The following is a 13,913-nucleotide window of genomic DNA, read 5'->3' as shown; positions in this document are numbered from 1 at the left end:
CGAATGGAGCCACTTCTCTCTTACATCAGGTTCTCCTCTTGCGTTTGCTTGGCGGCTCACGCTCCGGAGTGTCCTGATGGACTCCTCTTAATGTCAAACTTTTGCTGTCTCCCCGGCAAAGCCGGGGGATTTCTCATTTTTGGTTAAAAACCCGCAAAACGTTGCGTAAGCACCGGGCTGAAAATATTTTTTATAAACCCACTTAGCAGACTGTTGAAATTTAAAAACTCTCTCCATTTTTGGGGCTAAAAATAAGTTCCGCGCAAAACACAATAATGTAAGCCATTGATGTTGGTTGCGTCCGAGTGGCTTTTTGCGGCAAATCCGCTGATTTTGGGGGAACTTTTCCACAGGTTTCCTTTTTTCAACAACCTGTTCGAACACGATATCAAGAATTCACAGAGACGACTGTAAAAGCAACAACATCTCATCCAAATACAAAACACTCCCTTCAGCTACCGCTTGATCAAAAACTCCGCATATTCAAAGTCAAACAAATCGTCTATATCAACCGCAAACGCCTTATCCATAATGTAGGCTCGAGTTCCTTGCCGCATATAAAAGCTTTTGTGCTGCAAAATATCAGCGGTTCTGGCGCAGTAAACCGCACCGTTCAACCGATAGCGCTTGGAAAAATCCTGACTACGCGTCCTTAACGCTTGTTCGTTTTGAACAATAAAATTGTCCATGCTCCGATCTTCAGGTAACGGCATGCTCCATTCTACCGGGTAGTCCAACTCCGATACCGACACCACCGAACGTACCTCGGGCTGTTCCAACAACTGCAAGGCCTCGGCAATATGTATTGCCTTACGCAATGGTGAGGTCGGTTGCAGCAGCACAACTGCATCGTAGTTTTTGCCGACCATTTTTAAGGCATTCAACGTGTATTCGAGTACGTCGAAGGTCGGCGTAGTATCACCGGCGAGTTGTTCAGGTCTCAGAAACGGTACTTGGGCACCGTACTGTTCGGCGATGGCAGCAATCTCCGTAGAATCGGTCGATACCACGACATCCATATCCAAGCCGGCAGCCAAGGTCGCTTCTATCGTCCAGGCAATCAACGGTTTGCCGCTGAGCAGCCTGATATTTTTATCCGTGATACGTTTGCTGCCTTTGCGTGCCGGTATGAACGCTAAAATTTTCATGAGGCTTTATCGTTTTTTATGCCGATCAGATGATTTCTCTCAACAGCACAAACGCTTCCGCAGCCTGACAACCGGCTGTCGCGCCACGCAACATCGCCAGCGCACGCAAGGCTTCAATACTTCTCGGAAACGGAAACTCGCCGAGTTCGCCGGCAAAAATTTGCAATATTTCGAGCTTCTGCTCTAAATAATCTTCAATATTCACAAACACATTCGGTCGAAAACCTAAAGTGTCGGGCCTGATACCGAACTCGGTTTCCGATAAGGTTTCGTAAGCCAAAATGCGTTTGATTGTGCCGTTACGAAACCACTTGCAGCACGACATGACCGCATCGGCGGCAACCGCATGATCGGAATGCACGTCACCGCGGAACGGCAAATAAACAACTTCCGGCCGCAGCGTTTGGAATACGCTCGAGATCTTCGCAATCAAGTCACCCTTGGCAATCGAGTCCAAACGGGTACACGGAAAATCAAGCACATCGACTGAAGCAAACCCGTAATGACGCGACACTTCGGCAATTTCCCGATCTCTGGCTGAAATACGCGCTTCGCTAAAACCCTGCTCCGCCGTCATTTTGGTCAACAACAACCAATGGATTCGATCGCCGGCCCGAGCGTGCCTGAGCAAAGTGCCACCGCAACCTAAGGTTTCGTCATCGGCATGCGGAGCCACCGCTATTACGTTTGTCATTAGTACGTTATGTCCTTGATCAACAAGCTTTCGTCGATTGCGATGCTCGCCAGAATATCGGCGATCCGCTGTGAGGATCGGCCATCGCCGTAAGGGTTGCGGCAGCGGCCGACCTGTTTTCGGTAATCCGCATCAAACGCGGCCTTTTTCACCGCGGCGATGATCGAGTCGACATCGTGAGGCACGAACTCGACATTTTCGGCATGCAAACGGCCTTTTTGCCGATTGCCTACGTTAATCACAGGCAGCTTCAACAAGGGTGATTCCAAAATACCGGCGCTGGAATTGCCGAGCATACAACTGGCCCGGCGCATGACGTTAACAAATTCCAACCGAGGCATATTTTTAACAGCATGCAGAAACGGCAAGTCTTCATACTCTCGGATGGCCTTAATAATCTGTTGACCTCCGGCATCGGAGTTGGGATAAATCAAAACCGTTTTGATACCCAGAGCCTTAACAGCTTCCAAGGTTTGCCGCATTTGCCAATAAGCCTGTTCGATTTCGGTTGAAATAACGTGTTGAATTAACAAAATCAACGGTTCACCGTCCTCGACGGCAAACCCCAAACGCGCCGAAAGTTGTTCCGCAGTAAGAATCGGCACTTGCAACAATCGATCCAGCCCCGGATTGCCGGTGTCATACACCCTGAACGGCTGTTCGCCGAGACGAATAATCCGCTGGTAACTTTCCTGATTGGTGACAAAGTGAAGATGTGCTAGCTTGGTAACCGCATGCCGCACTTGATCGTCGACATTGCCTACCACTCTGTCCCCGCCAGCTATATGCGCCACCGGCACATTCATGTAGGCACCTACCAATGCTGTCGACATCGCCTCTTCCCGATCCCCTAAAACCAACAGAAAATCCGGTTTTACTCTGCTAACCGTTTGCACCAACCCTTGCAACTGAAAAGCCAACCCCTTGACTCGCGACGACGCTCGATCGCCGTTGACCAGACTCTCGATCTCATCGGCGACCTTAAACCCGTCTTTGCGAATCTCAGCCACCGTATAACCGTAGGCATCAGCCAAATGCGCACCGGTCACCGCGACTTCCAATTCCAGCATCGGGTGGCGATCAATTGCGCTAAACACCGAAGACAGAATGTCGTACTCGGAACGAATACCCGTAACGCCAAGCACCATCCTCTTACCCATGCCGATCCATCCTCAAACAGGCCACATACATTTAACACCAACGAATTTGAACCCCGCCGCCTCGGCAAACAAGCGATCGACGGTCCGATCGCCGAAAAAAACAACCTCGGAGGGATCACAAGCCCCATTGAAAATCGCGATATGATCCACGGCAACGGCAGCCGGTTTTTCGGATCGGCAAGTCAGGCACCCCGAAATAGCAATGTTTTCCGGCCTAAACCAAGACCCCAAACCCAGAGCGTCAAATTTAGCGCGCTGAAGTGCGCAAGAACCGTCGCTAACCAAAAATAACGGATAGTACTCGGCCATAAACTCCAGCAGGCTCACGACGCGATGATTTAATTGCAAAACCGGCCGGAAGGTTCTGAACAGCTCAAGGCACTCTCCAATAGTCCGCTCTGCGTTCCCCTGTTCGATCCCGGCAGCCGCCAACACGTCCGAAAAAATCCGGTTATACGAACTGCCTTTGTCAAGCCAACATCTGAGCAAATCGCTATAAGTGTCTGCCGGCTCCGCTCCCACCACGGCGGAGAGCTTTTCCGCAATCGGCCGGTAGACCTGGTATATGAAATCGAATTCGTCGTAAAGTGTACCGTCGAGATCAAAGCCGACGGCCTTGACATTCTGCCAGTCAATGCTCGGATACAAAGACTTCAGCATAGTACCTCAGCATCCTGAGCCCGTAGTTAATCGGCTTGGCTCGATATAACGTTTCGCCAGTCAGTTTGTTGCACAACACCGCGACCCAGTTTTCCGTCGCCGCAAATCCCAGCGCCATCCCACCAGCAATGCGCGGATTGACCTCAACGACTTTTACCGTACCGTCGTTACAGCAAAAACACTGGACATTGATAGGACCGACAAATTGAGTGGCCTGACACAATGCATTAACTACCTTTACGATTTCCGCATGATTAACGACGATGCCCTGTGTCGATTTACCGTCTTTCACTCCGATGCGTCGGCGAGGCACGATATACAGCGGCCGCGACGCCTTATCGCACAGCACATCGACCGTATATTCCTCTCCCTCCAGTAACTCCTGCGACAACATCCCGTTCATATCGACCGGCTCAGAGGTGACGCAAACGCCTTGTCCACCTCTGCCGTTACGGGGTTTGACCAACGGATAGTCCTGGTTCAAACTGGAATCCGGCGTTGGTATGCCGTTCTCAACAAAAAAACGGTACGCCAACCATTTATCAACAAAGGTTTCGATCACCGATGGATCAGAGATGATGACTTCGACACCTTGTGCGGCAAACCGATGTTTGTTCTCTGCCCAACCCAACAGCGTTTCATCCAGCGAAGGTATGACGACATCGATGCGATTTTCAGCAAGAATAGCCGAAACGATTACCCATAAATCCGGAGCGTGCTTCGACGGCATTTTTACGAATTCGTCGGCCAGATAACGCCCTACGCACTGTTCATCGATATCGGACGCCACGGCGATATGACCGGCGTCTTTGATCGCTTTAAGCAAATAGCCGCTTACCAAACTACCCGACGCCTCAGTCAAAACCTTCTTGCGCATCATGTTTATCACATTACGATATAGGCAATGTTTGGATCGAACGAGAAACGTCTTATCTCTTTTTGCCCGATATCCAGGAACTCCAGCATGGCCATGGTTTCACCCGGCCACCAAGGATTATTGATTTCGTCGAACGCCAGAATAGAACCTTTTGGCATGCGCGGTAGAAAGTACTGCAGAGCCACTTTAGTCGGATCGTAAAGATCGAAATCCAGAAACAGCAAACTAATCAGAACGTGGGGATTCTGCTCCAAAAACGTTGGAATGGTCTGCATGGCATTCCCCTTGACCAAGAACACCTTCTCGAATTGGTTAAGCACCCGATTTTCATCGAATTCGCCGATCAGCTCCTGTAATTCGGCATAGACGTCATATGAAGTAGAAAGTCCGCCGACTTTGGTTTGTTCATTGGTGGCCAAGCCGATATCCTTGTCGTTTACCGACGGAAACCCCTCGAATGTATCGAAGCCGAAGATACGCCTATCCAAGGCAAACGGCTCGAGTGCAGCCGAAAGCTTGGCCCACGCCATCAATCCGCCACCATGATGAACACCGCATTCAATAATGCTGCCCTTGATATGAAGCTGCATCTGGAACAATTCGTACCTAACCAGAAATCGTGAAAGGGCTTGGCGCCTGACATATTTTTCGAAATTATCCAGTTTGGAGTTGATGGGTGCGGGATATTTTTCTATCAATGGTTTCATCAAGCTCTCCTGAGCACTATTAAAGTGGTTGCGCGAAATCTAATCCCTTGTAAAGGCCTCTAAACTCCATAATTCTCCAACAGCCCGTCAATCAAACATTCAATTTTGGCGAGATAAACTAAGACTGGACCGACCCTACTCGTACTCATAGCAGGTACTACGACTTTCTCAGTTAAATCCGGCATGTTTCGATATCTATGGCACCCTAGAATCCCAAGCCAACAACCAATACCGCAACCCGAACCAAGCATTTTGAATTTTTCGGGCTTAGGCACAACATCAATCTAATCATTCAATCCCGTTCGCTTGCATAAAGCCTGGAATCAAAACCGATTGTTTGTTCATTCTGGTAAAGCACGAAATTATCCCGAATTAGATAAGACCAAATCCTCGCTGCTTTCTTGTTGCCATCTCTTCTCCCAAGTTTGTAAGCAACGAATTCAATTCAGAATAGCACGCTGCTGGGAATATTCACCAACCTCCTGACGACACTTCGCGATTGCGTGAGACCATCGGTTTGGCAATGGCGATACATCGGTAAATCCGGCATCAGCTCCCACAAGGGCCGGGTCATCACGCCGTGGTGATTGGTGTATTCCAGCAACGCATCGCGCGCGGTCAGATCCTCCAGCAGCACTGCGTTGAGCCAGTAGTTGGCGCGCGCACCGGCAGGTTCCCGAAAAATTTCGACGCCGTTTGCCTCGCCCCAGGCCAGATAACGGCCCGCCAGTTCGCGCTTGGCCGCGACGAAGGCCGGCAACTGCTCCAGCTGCGCCAGACCCAGCGCGGCGTTCAGATTCGGCATCCGGTAGTTGTAGCCGATTTGGTCGTGTTCGAATTTCCAGGCGTGGGCCAGTTTGGCCGTGGTGGTCAGGTGCTTGGCCTGCCGGGCCAGTTCGTCATCGTCGGTCAGAATCATGCCGCCGCCGCCGGTGGTGATGATCTTGTTGCCGTTGAAGCTGAGCACGCCGAGTTTGCCGAAGGTGCCGCAATGCCGATCGCCGAGCCGGCTACCCAACGCTTCGGCCGCATCCTCGACGACGGCGATTCCATAGTGGTCGCAAACTTTAAGCAAGCCCGCCATATCGCAAGGATGGCCGAAGGTATGCATCGGCAGGCAGGCGGCGATACGCTTGCCGCTGGTTTTGTTATAAACCCCGCCATCGCGGCGCTCGCCGTGTTGCTCCAGAAACGCCGCCAACGCCGCCGGCGACAGGCCTAGAGTCGCGCTATCGACGTCGACGAAGACCGGCTCGGCGCCGCAGTAGTGAATCGCATTGCAGGTGGCAATAAAGGTCACCGCCTGGGTGACCACCTCGTCGCCGGGGCCGACGCCGGCCAGCAATAATGCGATATGCAGCGCGGCAGTGCCGTTGACGGTGGCAACCGCATGCTTGGCGCCGCAGTATTCGGCAATCTTGCGCTCGAATTCACTGACATACGGCCCGACGCTGGAGACGAAGGTGCTGTCGATCACGTCGTTCAAATAGCGTTTTTCGTTGCCGGCAAAACGCGGTTCGTGCAACGGAATGAAAGCGTCGGTTTGGTAAATCTCCCTGACGAAACCGACCAAACGCTCAAACATTGTAAATATCCGTTTTGTACTTTTTCAGATTCTCGGACCGGCAAAACCAATCCACGGTGCGGCGCAGGCCATCTTCCAAGCTGACTTCCGGGTTAAACCCGGTTAATGCTCTGATCTTGCTGTTATCGCACCACAACCGGTTGACTTCGGACTTTTCCGGCCGCAAACGTTGCTCGTCGACCAGAAATTCGACGTCGCTGACCATGATGGCCTTGATCAGATTCAAGGTGTCACCGACCGAGATTTCGAAATTGGAACCGATGTTGACCGTCTCGCCGATGGTTTTGTCCGACTCGGCCAACGCGATGAAGCCGCGGCAAGTATCTTCGACGTAATTGAAATCGCGAGTCGGCGTGACGTCGCCGAGCTGGATTTGCTTTTTACCGGCGGCGATCTGGCTGATGATGGTCGGAATCACCGCTCTGGCGGACTGGCGCGGACCATAGGTGTTGAACGGCCGGGCAATCGTCAACGGCAGATTGAAGGCATTGAAAAAACTCATCGCCATCGCATCGGCGGCAATCTTCGAGGCACTGTAAGGCGATTGCGGTTGCAGCGGATGTTTTTCGTCGATCGGTACGTATTGCGCGGTGCCGTAAACCTCGCTGGTCGAGGTATGGATCACCCGGCCGACACCAGCATCGCGCGCCGCCTGGCAGATGTTCAAGGTGCCGCGGATATTGGTATCGACATAACTGTCCGGCGCGACATAGGAATACGGAATCGCAATCAACGCCGCCAAATGAAATACGGTATCGACGCCCTGGCAAATGCTGCGGCAGAACGCCGGATCGCGCACGTCTCCGCACACTACTTCGATGTCGTGTTTGCAAGCGGCATCGTCCAGCCAGCCCCAGGAATTAAACGAATTGTATTGCGCCAAAGCCCGTACCTCGCAGCCGCGCGCCGCCAGCATTTCGGTCAGATGCGAGCCGATGAAACCGTCGGCGCCGGTCACTAATACTTTTTTCATACCAATCCTTGTTTAACAAAGGCCTCGGCGATAGCCCAGTCTTCTGCGGTGTCGATGTCCAGGCTTTGAATGGCGTTCATCACCAACGGCACGGTCTGCGGCGGATAGAACGATTTATATTCCAGCAAGTAGTCGGTCCGAACCAGATACATCGCCCCATTCGGAGTCAACAACGGCTGGGTTTGTTGCCGGCTGGCTTGAGTCGGTTGCCGGTTGTCCAGCGCTTGCATGAAACCGTCGCGCAATTGGAACAACGTGGTCAGGTTGCGCTGGATTTCCTTGCAACCGATCACCGCATCGACGTTACCGCCATTGGCCAATGTCATCGCCTGGCGAAGTATAGCCGGACTGCGGAACGGCGAGGTTGGCTGCAACAACATGACCCAAGCCGGCAAATAACCCTGATTCCCGCGAAACCAATCCAAGGCATGTTCCACCACTTGCAGCGACGACGCAGCGTCCGTGGCATGACAGGCCGGGCGTAGAAACGGCACCGCCAGCCCGGCGTTACGGCCGATCTCGGCATACGCTTCGGCATCGGTCGACAACAGCGCCAACGACTGCGGCAACCCGGCCTGCCTAATGGTTTGCGCGGTCCATTCCAGCAGCGGCTTGCCGGCCAGCGGCCGGACATTTTTGTCCGGCAACCCTTTGGAGCCGCTCCGTGCCGGAACCACGACCAGTAAATCGAATGCTGCCGCCATGACTTATCTCCCAGCGCTAAATCAGTTTCAAACCCGGCGGCAAGGCTTCGCCGAAGATTTGTTTTTCCTGGCTTTCGTCAAGCGCTGTGTATTCGGCCACCATGTCCTGCCACGACGCCGGGGCTTTGGCCTGTTTCAATTTATCCAGCACTTGCCGGCGCAAGTCGTCGTCGATATCGCGGACGCGGTCGTCGCAACGCCGCGCCAGCAAGGTCGCGGCGAAGCCGATCTGCACCTGCTTTTTCCAATCGGCAGCCAGCAATTGGTTTAACCAAGCGGATGCCTGAGCCGGCGGTATCACATCGTGGTTGTTGCCGTGAAACAGTATCCGCGCCCCGATCCGGCCCAAGGCCCACCAGCTTTGTTCGGGTTCGCCGGCTTTGGCCAAACGTTTCAGCAGCCATTCGCCTAATTGCAATTTATCGGCCACCGCCAAACGCTCCAGCGATGCCGCCAACCGCAGTATGTCCTCGTAGCCGCGGGTTGCGAGTTGCTTCGCCAGCCCCGGCTGGCGGGCCGAGGCCGGATTGATGAACTTGCCGATATCGTTAAAAATGCGTTGCTGGGCCTCGGCCGGCAAACCGCCGGCGACTCGCCGCCACAAGGTCCACCATTCGGCCCAGTTCTGCTTTTCGTTGACGAACTGCAGGCCTTCCGGATACAGCTTCCACAGTTGCTCCACCCGCCAGTCGTCCAGCGGATAACCGAAACCGGGCCGCAGGCAAAACCCGGCCAGACTGAACCACAACCGCTCGTGCGGCTCGCTGCGCCGGCGGTATTTGCTGCCGTCCAGCAAGGCATTGAATAATTCGCGCAGCAGTGGGGTTTGCCACTCGCCGCGCGGGGCGGCCAATACTTTTTCCAAATCGGCGCGCAAGGTTTTTACCGCCTGCGGGTCGACTTGTTTGGATTTGGCGCCGAATACGGCCTGAATCTTTTCCAGGGCTTGCGGCAGTTGCGCGGGCAGATCGGCATTTACCAACGCGGATTTGGCCTTGCGGATCTGAAATTCGACATCCCACCGCTGCTGCTCGCCATCCAGTGCGACGCATTGCAAACGCAAGGTGCCGACTTCGGTATAGCTTGCCGACAACTGCACGGCGACTTCGGCCCGCTGTTGGCCTTCGAACGCCACCGCCAATGGCGGCAAGCTGTGGAAGCGGTCGTCGTCGAGTTCGACCAGGTCGCCGGTGCGGTAATCGCCGTCACCACTCGCCGACAGCAAATGGAAGCGCACCGGCTGGCCGACGCGTAACGCAAATTGGCGGCCGGCCAGCAACACTTCATGCCCTTCTTCGCTGCCTTTCGGCAAAATGCAGACTCCGCGCCGGGTTTGCCCGGCACTGTCGACCAGCAAGAAATAACTGCGCGCCGCGCCGCCGCCGATCCGCAATTTTTTATCGCGGCGGGCGATGGCGTAGCTGACTGCACCGTAGGCAACCGCCAATTCCGGGTCCGGATTGTCCAGCACGGTCGGCGCCCGGCCGCCGCGCCAAGCCGACAGCAGCCCCGTTACCCGCTGCACCAGTGCCCGGCTGCGGAATACGCCGCCGTTCAACAACAGCGCATCGGGTACGACGCTCTGCTCGCCGAGCGCCTGTTGCGCGGCCTGGGCATGCGACTGCAAAAAACCGGCGATATGCTTGCTGATGGCCGGCTCGGCCGCGTAGGGCAGACCGAATTCGACCACCCCGCTGCGCTTCTTGTCCGGCAGTTCCTGCAGCCCCGACAGAGGCAGGAAACCGTCCAACGCAATCTGTCTGACTTCCTCCCGGCTCAACGCTGTGGTTTTACTACCGCCGATCAATTTGGACCCACCGCCGAGCAAAGTCACAGCCATTTGATCCGGCGCATCGTCGGCCAACAAGCGTTCTTTGGCGATGCGGCATTGCTCCAGCAATTGCGCCAGGTCGGCACTGGACAGTTTGCGTTCGGTGCCGCGTAACCGGCTCTCGGCCAAGTGCGCCAGGGCCAGATCGATATTGTCGCCGCCCAGCATCAAGTGGTCGCCGACGCCGATGCGGGTCAATTTGGGCTCGCCGGCGCCGTATTCAATTTTGATTAGGGTCAAGTCGGTGGTGCCGCCGCCAACGTCGCAGACCAGCATCAAGCGGCTGCCGGCCAGACTGGGCTCGATACTGCCGGCATGGCGGCGCAACCAGTCGTAACATACGGCCTGCGGTTCCTCCAGCAGACGCACGTCGGCCAGACCGGCCAATTTCGCCGCCTCCAAGGTCAGAGAACGGGCCGATTCGTCGAACGAGGCCGGCACGGTGACGACAAGAGTTTGCCGCGCCAACGGCGCGTCGGGAAAGCGCTGCTCCCAAACCGTCCGCACGTGCTGCAAATAACTCGCACTGGCCGCCAGCGGCGATACCTTGAATACCGACTCGTCACTCCCCCACGGCAAAATCGGTGCCGTATGGTCGACTGCAGTATGCGACAACCAGCTCTTGGCGCTGGTGACCAGGCGGCCCTGCGATTTGGCACCCAGGACTCGCGCAGCTTCGCCCAGTACAGCTCCATCCTCGGCCAACAGGAAACCGGCTTCAGCACTCAATTCGCCCGCCGCCGGATGGTAACGCACCGAAGGCAGCAACGGTTTGGACGCGACTTCGCCCGGCGCGGTCATCTGCGGAATTTCGAACAGGCGGATGGTCTTGTGCGGATCGCCGACAGCGGCATAGGCCACGACGGTATGGGTGGTACCCAGATCGATACCGACTAAATATTGGCTGGCTGAGTTATTCAAAATGCTTAGTTCGGGCTGGTGGATTGCGGCTGCTGCAGCCATTGGTTGACTTCTTCCAGGTTCTGCGGCGAGATCACACCCACCGCATGTAAAAAACGCATCCGATTTTTGACGTAACTGTAACGACCCTGAGCCAAATCGCGTCTGGCGCGGAATTCGGCTTGCTGGGTGTCGAGCACATCGCTGATGGTTTCCAGGCCGAATTTAAAGCCTTTTTCCTTGGCTTCGCGCGATTTTTTGGCCGACTCCAGGGCTTTGGCCGACGCGGCAATCCGCCGCACGCTGGCGTTGGAGGTTAAAAACGCGTCGCTGATTTCCTTGACCAGGGCGCGGATTTTGCTTTCGTTTTCGTTTTTTGCCAACTCCAGCCGGTGCTGGGCTTCGTTGGTTTTTTCCGCAATCACCCCGCCGCTGAAAATCGGCACGCTGACATTGATGCCGGCGGTCTGCACTTCGGTTTGCGGCGTGCGCGAACTTTGAAAGCCGGTATCGCTGTTGAAGTAATTAAATTGCAAATCGACCACCGGCAGATGCCGGGAGCGTTGCATCGCCACATCGTCGCTGGCCGCTTCGATCGCACTGAGTTGGGCGCGTAGCAGCGGATTCTCGCTTTTCGCGACGGCGATCCAGTCATCCAGATTACCCTGCAGCGGCTGGTAGTCAATATCCTCGCGTAACCGCGCCAAGTCTTGCGGCAGATTGCCGGTCATCTCCCGCAAATTTTCCCGAGCCTTAACCAGTACGGTTTCCGCTTCGATCTGGCTGGCCTGCAATTGGTCGAGTCTGGCCTCGACTTCATAGAGATCGGTAATTTTGACCAGTTGCTTGGCAAATTGATGTTTGATTTGTTCGTGCTGCACGGCCAAGGCTTCGGTTTCGCCGCGCAGCAAATTCAGTTGGTCCTCGGCTTGCAACAGATCAAAGTAACGCTCGACCACATCGTCGATCAGCGCGTTTTCGGCTTCGACTTGTTCTTCGATGTAGACGTTCTCGGTTTCCTTGGCCCGGCGCCAGTTCCAGAATTTGGCGAGGTCGACCAGCGACTGGTTGACCGAGATGTAGTAGCGCTTGCCGGGATAAGTCGTGTTGACCTCGCGGCCACTGCCGCTGACGGTCTGGTCGTTGTGCGACCAGTTGCCGGTCGCCGTGACTTGCGGCAAGAACTCGCCGAAGGATTGTTCTTTTTGCGCGGTACCGATATTCAGTTTCAAACCGGCGGCTTTCAATTTCGGATCGCCGGACAAGGCCTGCTGGTAAACGCTGATTAGGTCGTCGGCAAGCGCCTGACCGACACTCGACACCGCCAATGCTAAGGCAAAACTCCAAGCCGGTTTCATCAGTCTTCGTTGAAGGCGCGGGCCACAGCGTTGGTGATCGGTTGCAGCAGGTATTCCAGCACAGTGCGCTCGCCGGTCGTGATCAGCACCTCGGCCGGCATGCCCGGTAACAATTCCACCTCGCCCAGTTTTGCGTAGCTGTCCGGAGTCAATTCGATTTGGGCTTGGTAATAAGCCATCCCCGATTTTTCGTCGCTGAGCCGGTCGGCGGAGAGATTGGTCACGATACCATCGAGTTTGGGCACTACCGATTGTTTGAAAGAACTGAACCGGACTTCGGCTTTGAGGCCTTCGTGCACCCGGTCTATGTCCATCGTCGACACCTGGGCATTGACGATCAGGTCTTCGTTCTGCGGCACCAAATCCAGAATCGGCCGACCGGGACCGACCACGGTGCCGACGTTATGTAAGGTCAAACCCAGCACGCGGCCGGCGGCCGGCGCGCGGATTTCGGTTCGGGCCAGTCTTTCCCGGGCCGCGGTCAAGCGTTGCGTCACGTCGAAAAGTTGGGCTTGGGCCTCGCCGAGCTTGCCGGCGATTCCCTCCTGAAATTGTTTCTCCAGTTGCAAAATCTGCAACTGGGTTTCGCCGATCTGCATTTCGTTGCCGGCGATTTCGGCGGTCAGCGCCGCAATCTCGCCGGATGCTAATGTCAAATTACGCTCGATATCGCGCACCCGTTGTTTGCCGGTGAAACCTTCCGCCAACAGTTCGCGCAAGTCCTTGAGTTCGTCTTTATACGACTCGGCCAAAGCTTGTTTGGCCGCGCGTTGCCCGCGCAAGCCCTCGACCCGGCTAGCCAATTGGGTACTGCGTTGCTTAAGCACCGAGATTTCCCCTTCGTGGGAAAGTTTTCGCGCCAGAAAAATCCGGCTCTCGGCTTGTTTGGCCTCCAGCGTGCGGGCGTCGGCGGCGTCCTGCAGGGTATCCGGAAATTCGACGGCCGGCTTGCGGTCGCGCTCCGCGCTGAGCCTGGCGACCTGAGCCGACAACGTAATCTGCTGGCTGCGCAAAATATCCTGCTCCGCGCGAATCGAGGTATCGTCGAGCCGGATCATCACATCGCCTGCCTTGACGAAATCGCCGTCTTTGACCAGCAACTCGCTGACCATGCCGCCGTCCAGATGTTGCACGGTTTTGCGATGGGATTTGACCGCCACATAACCCGGTGCCATTGCCGAGCTGTCCAACGGCGCGAAATAACTCCAGACGCCGAAGATACCGAGGGTGGCAAATATCACAGCGTTACCGATATTGCGGATCGGCCGGTCGTCGATGACTAAAGAAATGGTTTCCAGCTCCGGGGATTGACTCAT

General features: G+C 55.2%; 13 protein-coding genes. All 13 read right to left on the bottom strand.

Translation table 11 applies throughout. The features are described 5' to 3' along the window. Nucleotides 1-93: 93 nt before the first annotated feature. Nucleotides 94-351 carry a hypothetical protein gene (locus C2U68_RS16385; protein ID WP_140913546.1) on the bottom strand — a complete coding sequence of 86 codons (258 nt, stop codon included), beginning with the start codon at nucleotides 349-351 and terminating at the stop codon, nucleotides 94-96. Nucleotides 352-455: 104 nt separating this feature from the next. Then, nucleotides 456-1,148 (bottom strand): cytidylyltransferase domain-containing protein, encoded by a 693-nt coding sequence (locus tag C2U68_RS16380; RefSeq protein WP_140913545.1) that lies wholly within the window; start codon nucleotides 1,146-1,148, stop codon nucleotides 456-458. A gap of 25 nt (nucleotides 1,149-1,173) precedes the next feature. Then, entirely contained in the window at nucleotides 1,174-1,842 is a 669-nt protein-coding gene (locus C2U68_RS16375) for a PIG-L deacetylase family protein (protein ID WP_140913544.1), read from the bottom strand. Then, on the bottom strand, nucleotides 1,842-3,002 hold the full coding sequence (neuC, locus tag C2U68_RS16370) for a UDP-N-acetylglucosamine 2-epimerase (protein WP_140913543.1): 1,161 nt from the start codon (nucleotides 3,000-3,002) through the stop codon (nucleotides 1,842-1,844). Before neuC ends, C2U68_RS16375 begins: the two co-directional genes overlap by 1 nt. A 12-nt stretch (nucleotides 3,003-3,014) precedes the next feature. Further along, a complete protein-coding gene (locus tag C2U68_RS16365) occupies nucleotides 3,015-3,662 on the bottom strand; it encodes an HAD family hydrolase (protein ID WP_140913542.1) in 648 nt (215 codons plus the stop codon). Further along, complete coding sequence (locus tag C2U68_RS16360; RefSeq protein ID WP_222101923.1) at nucleotides 3,634-4,542, bottom strand: ATP-grasp domain-containing protein; 909 nt, start codon at nucleotides 4,540-4,542, stop codon at nucleotides 3,634-3,636. Before C2U68_RS16360 ends, C2U68_RS16365 begins: the two co-directional genes overlap by 29 nt. A 5-nt stretch (nucleotides 4,543-4,547) precedes the next feature. Continuing rightward, nucleotides 4,548-5,246: a TylF/MycF/NovP-related O-methyltransferase gene (locus tag C2U68_RS16355; RefSeq protein ID WP_140913541.1), complete on the bottom strand. Its 699-nt coding sequence runs from the start codon at nucleotides 5,244-5,246 to the stop codon at nucleotides 4,548-4,550. Nucleotides 5,247-5,691: 445 nt separating this feature from the next. Then, entirely contained in the window at nucleotides 5,692-6,831 is a 1,140-nt protein-coding gene (locus C2U68_RS16350; RefSeq protein WP_140913540.1) for a LegC family aminotransferase, read from the bottom strand. Beyond that, nucleotides 6,824-7,804: an NAD-dependent 4,6-dehydratase LegB gene (locus tag C2U68_RS16345; protein ID WP_140913539.1), complete on the bottom strand. Its 981-nt coding sequence runs from the start codon at nucleotides 7,802-7,804 to the stop codon at nucleotides 6,824-6,826. The genes C2U68_RS16350 and C2U68_RS16345 overlap by 8 nt, the downstream gene beginning before the upstream one ends. Further along, nucleotides 7,801-8,508, bottom strand: coding sequence for a cytidylyltransferase domain-containing protein (locus tag C2U68_RS16340; protein WP_140913538.1), 708 nt, complete (start codon nucleotides 8,506-8,508; stop codon nucleotides 7,801-7,803). The genes C2U68_RS16345 and C2U68_RS16340 overlap by 4 nt, the downstream gene beginning before the upstream one ends. 16 nt (nucleotides 8,509-8,524) lie before the next feature. Continuing rightward, complete coding sequence (locus C2U68_RS16335; protein ID WP_260839375.1) at nucleotides 8,525-11,302, bottom strand: Hsp70 family protein; 2,778 nt, start codon at nucleotides 11,300-11,302, stop codon at nucleotides 8,525-8,527. Next, the gene (locus C2U68_RS16330; RefSeq protein WP_140913537.1) at nucleotides 11,266-12,597 is read right to left on the bottom strand and encodes a TolC family outer membrane protein; all 1,332 of its coding nucleotides are present in this window, start codon (nucleotides 12,595-12,597) and stop codon (nucleotides 11,266-11,268) included. Before C2U68_RS16330 ends, C2U68_RS16335 begins: the two co-directional genes overlap by 37 nt. Continuing rightward, nucleotides 12,597-13,913 carry an HlyD family type I secretion periplasmic adaptor subunit gene (locus C2U68_RS16325; protein WP_140913536.1) on the bottom strand — a complete coding sequence of 439 codons (1,317 nt, stop codon included), beginning with the start codon at nucleotides 13,911-13,913 and terminating at the stop codon, nucleotides 12,597-12,599. Before C2U68_RS16325 ends, C2U68_RS16330 begins: the two co-directional genes overlap by 1 nt.

The organism is Methylomonas koyamae (assembly GCF_006483455.1).
GTDB classification, from domain to species: Bacteria; Pseudomonadota; Gammaproteobacteria; order Methylococcales; family Methylomonadaceae; genus Methylomonas; species Methylomonas koyamae_B.
The sequence above is the reverse complement of the archived record's forward strand: the minus strand, read 5'-3'. Positions and strand labels throughout refer to the sequence as shown.

What these genes read in the sequence shown, in the direction of transcription:
- C2U68_RS16345 (WP_140913539.1), bottom strand. Translation starts at nt 7,804, where the DNA reads ATGAAAAAAGTATTAGTGACCGGCGCCGACGGTTTCATCGGCTCGCAT.
- neuC (WP_140913543.1), bottom strand. Translation starts at nt 3,002, where the DNA reads ATGGGTAAGAGGATGGTGCTTGGCGTTACGGGTATTCGTTCCGAGTAC.
- C2U68_RS16380 (WP_140913545.1), bottom strand. Translation starts at nt 1,148, where the DNA reads ATGAAAATTTTAGCGTTCATACCGGCACGCAAAGGCAGCAAACGTATC.
- C2U68_RS16330 (WP_140913537.1), bottom strand. Translation starts at nt 12,597, where the DNA reads ATGAAACCGGCTTGGAGTTTTGCCTTAGCATTGGCGGTGTCGAGTGTC.
- C2U68_RS16365 (WP_140913542.1), bottom strand. Translation starts at nt 3,662, where the DNA reads ATGCTGAAGTCTTTGTATCCGAGCATTGACTGGCAGAATGTCAAGGCC.
- C2U68_RS16360 (WP_222101923.1), bottom strand. Translation starts at nt 4,542, where the DNA reads ATGATGCGCAAGAAGGTTTTGACTGAGGCGTCGGGTAGTTTGGTAAGC.
- C2U68_RS16325 (WP_140913536.1), bottom strand. Translation starts at nt 13,913, where the DNA reads ATGAGTCAATCCCCGGAGCTGGAAACCATTTCTTTAGTCATCGACGAC.
- C2U68_RS16340 (WP_140913538.1), bottom strand. Translation starts at nt 8,508, where the DNA reads ATGGCGGCAGCATTCGATTTACTGGTCGTGGTTCCGGCACGGAGCGGC.
- C2U68_RS16335 (WP_260839375.1), bottom strand. Translation starts at nt 11,302, where the DNA reads ATGGCTGCAGCAGCCGCAATCCACCAGCCCGAACTAAGCATTTTGAAT.
- C2U68_RS16375 (WP_140913544.1), bottom strand. Translation starts at nt 1,842, where the DNA reads ATGACAAACGTAATAGCGGTGGCTCCGCATGCCGATGACGAAACCTTA.
- C2U68_RS16350 (WP_140913540.1), bottom strand. Translation starts at nt 6,831, where the DNA reads ATGTTTGAGCGTTTGGTCGGTTTCGTCAGGGAGATTTACCAAACCGAC.
- C2U68_RS16355 (WP_140913541.1), bottom strand. Translation starts at nt 5,246, where the DNA reads ATGAAACCATTGATAGAAAAATATCCCGCACCCATCAACTCCAAACTG.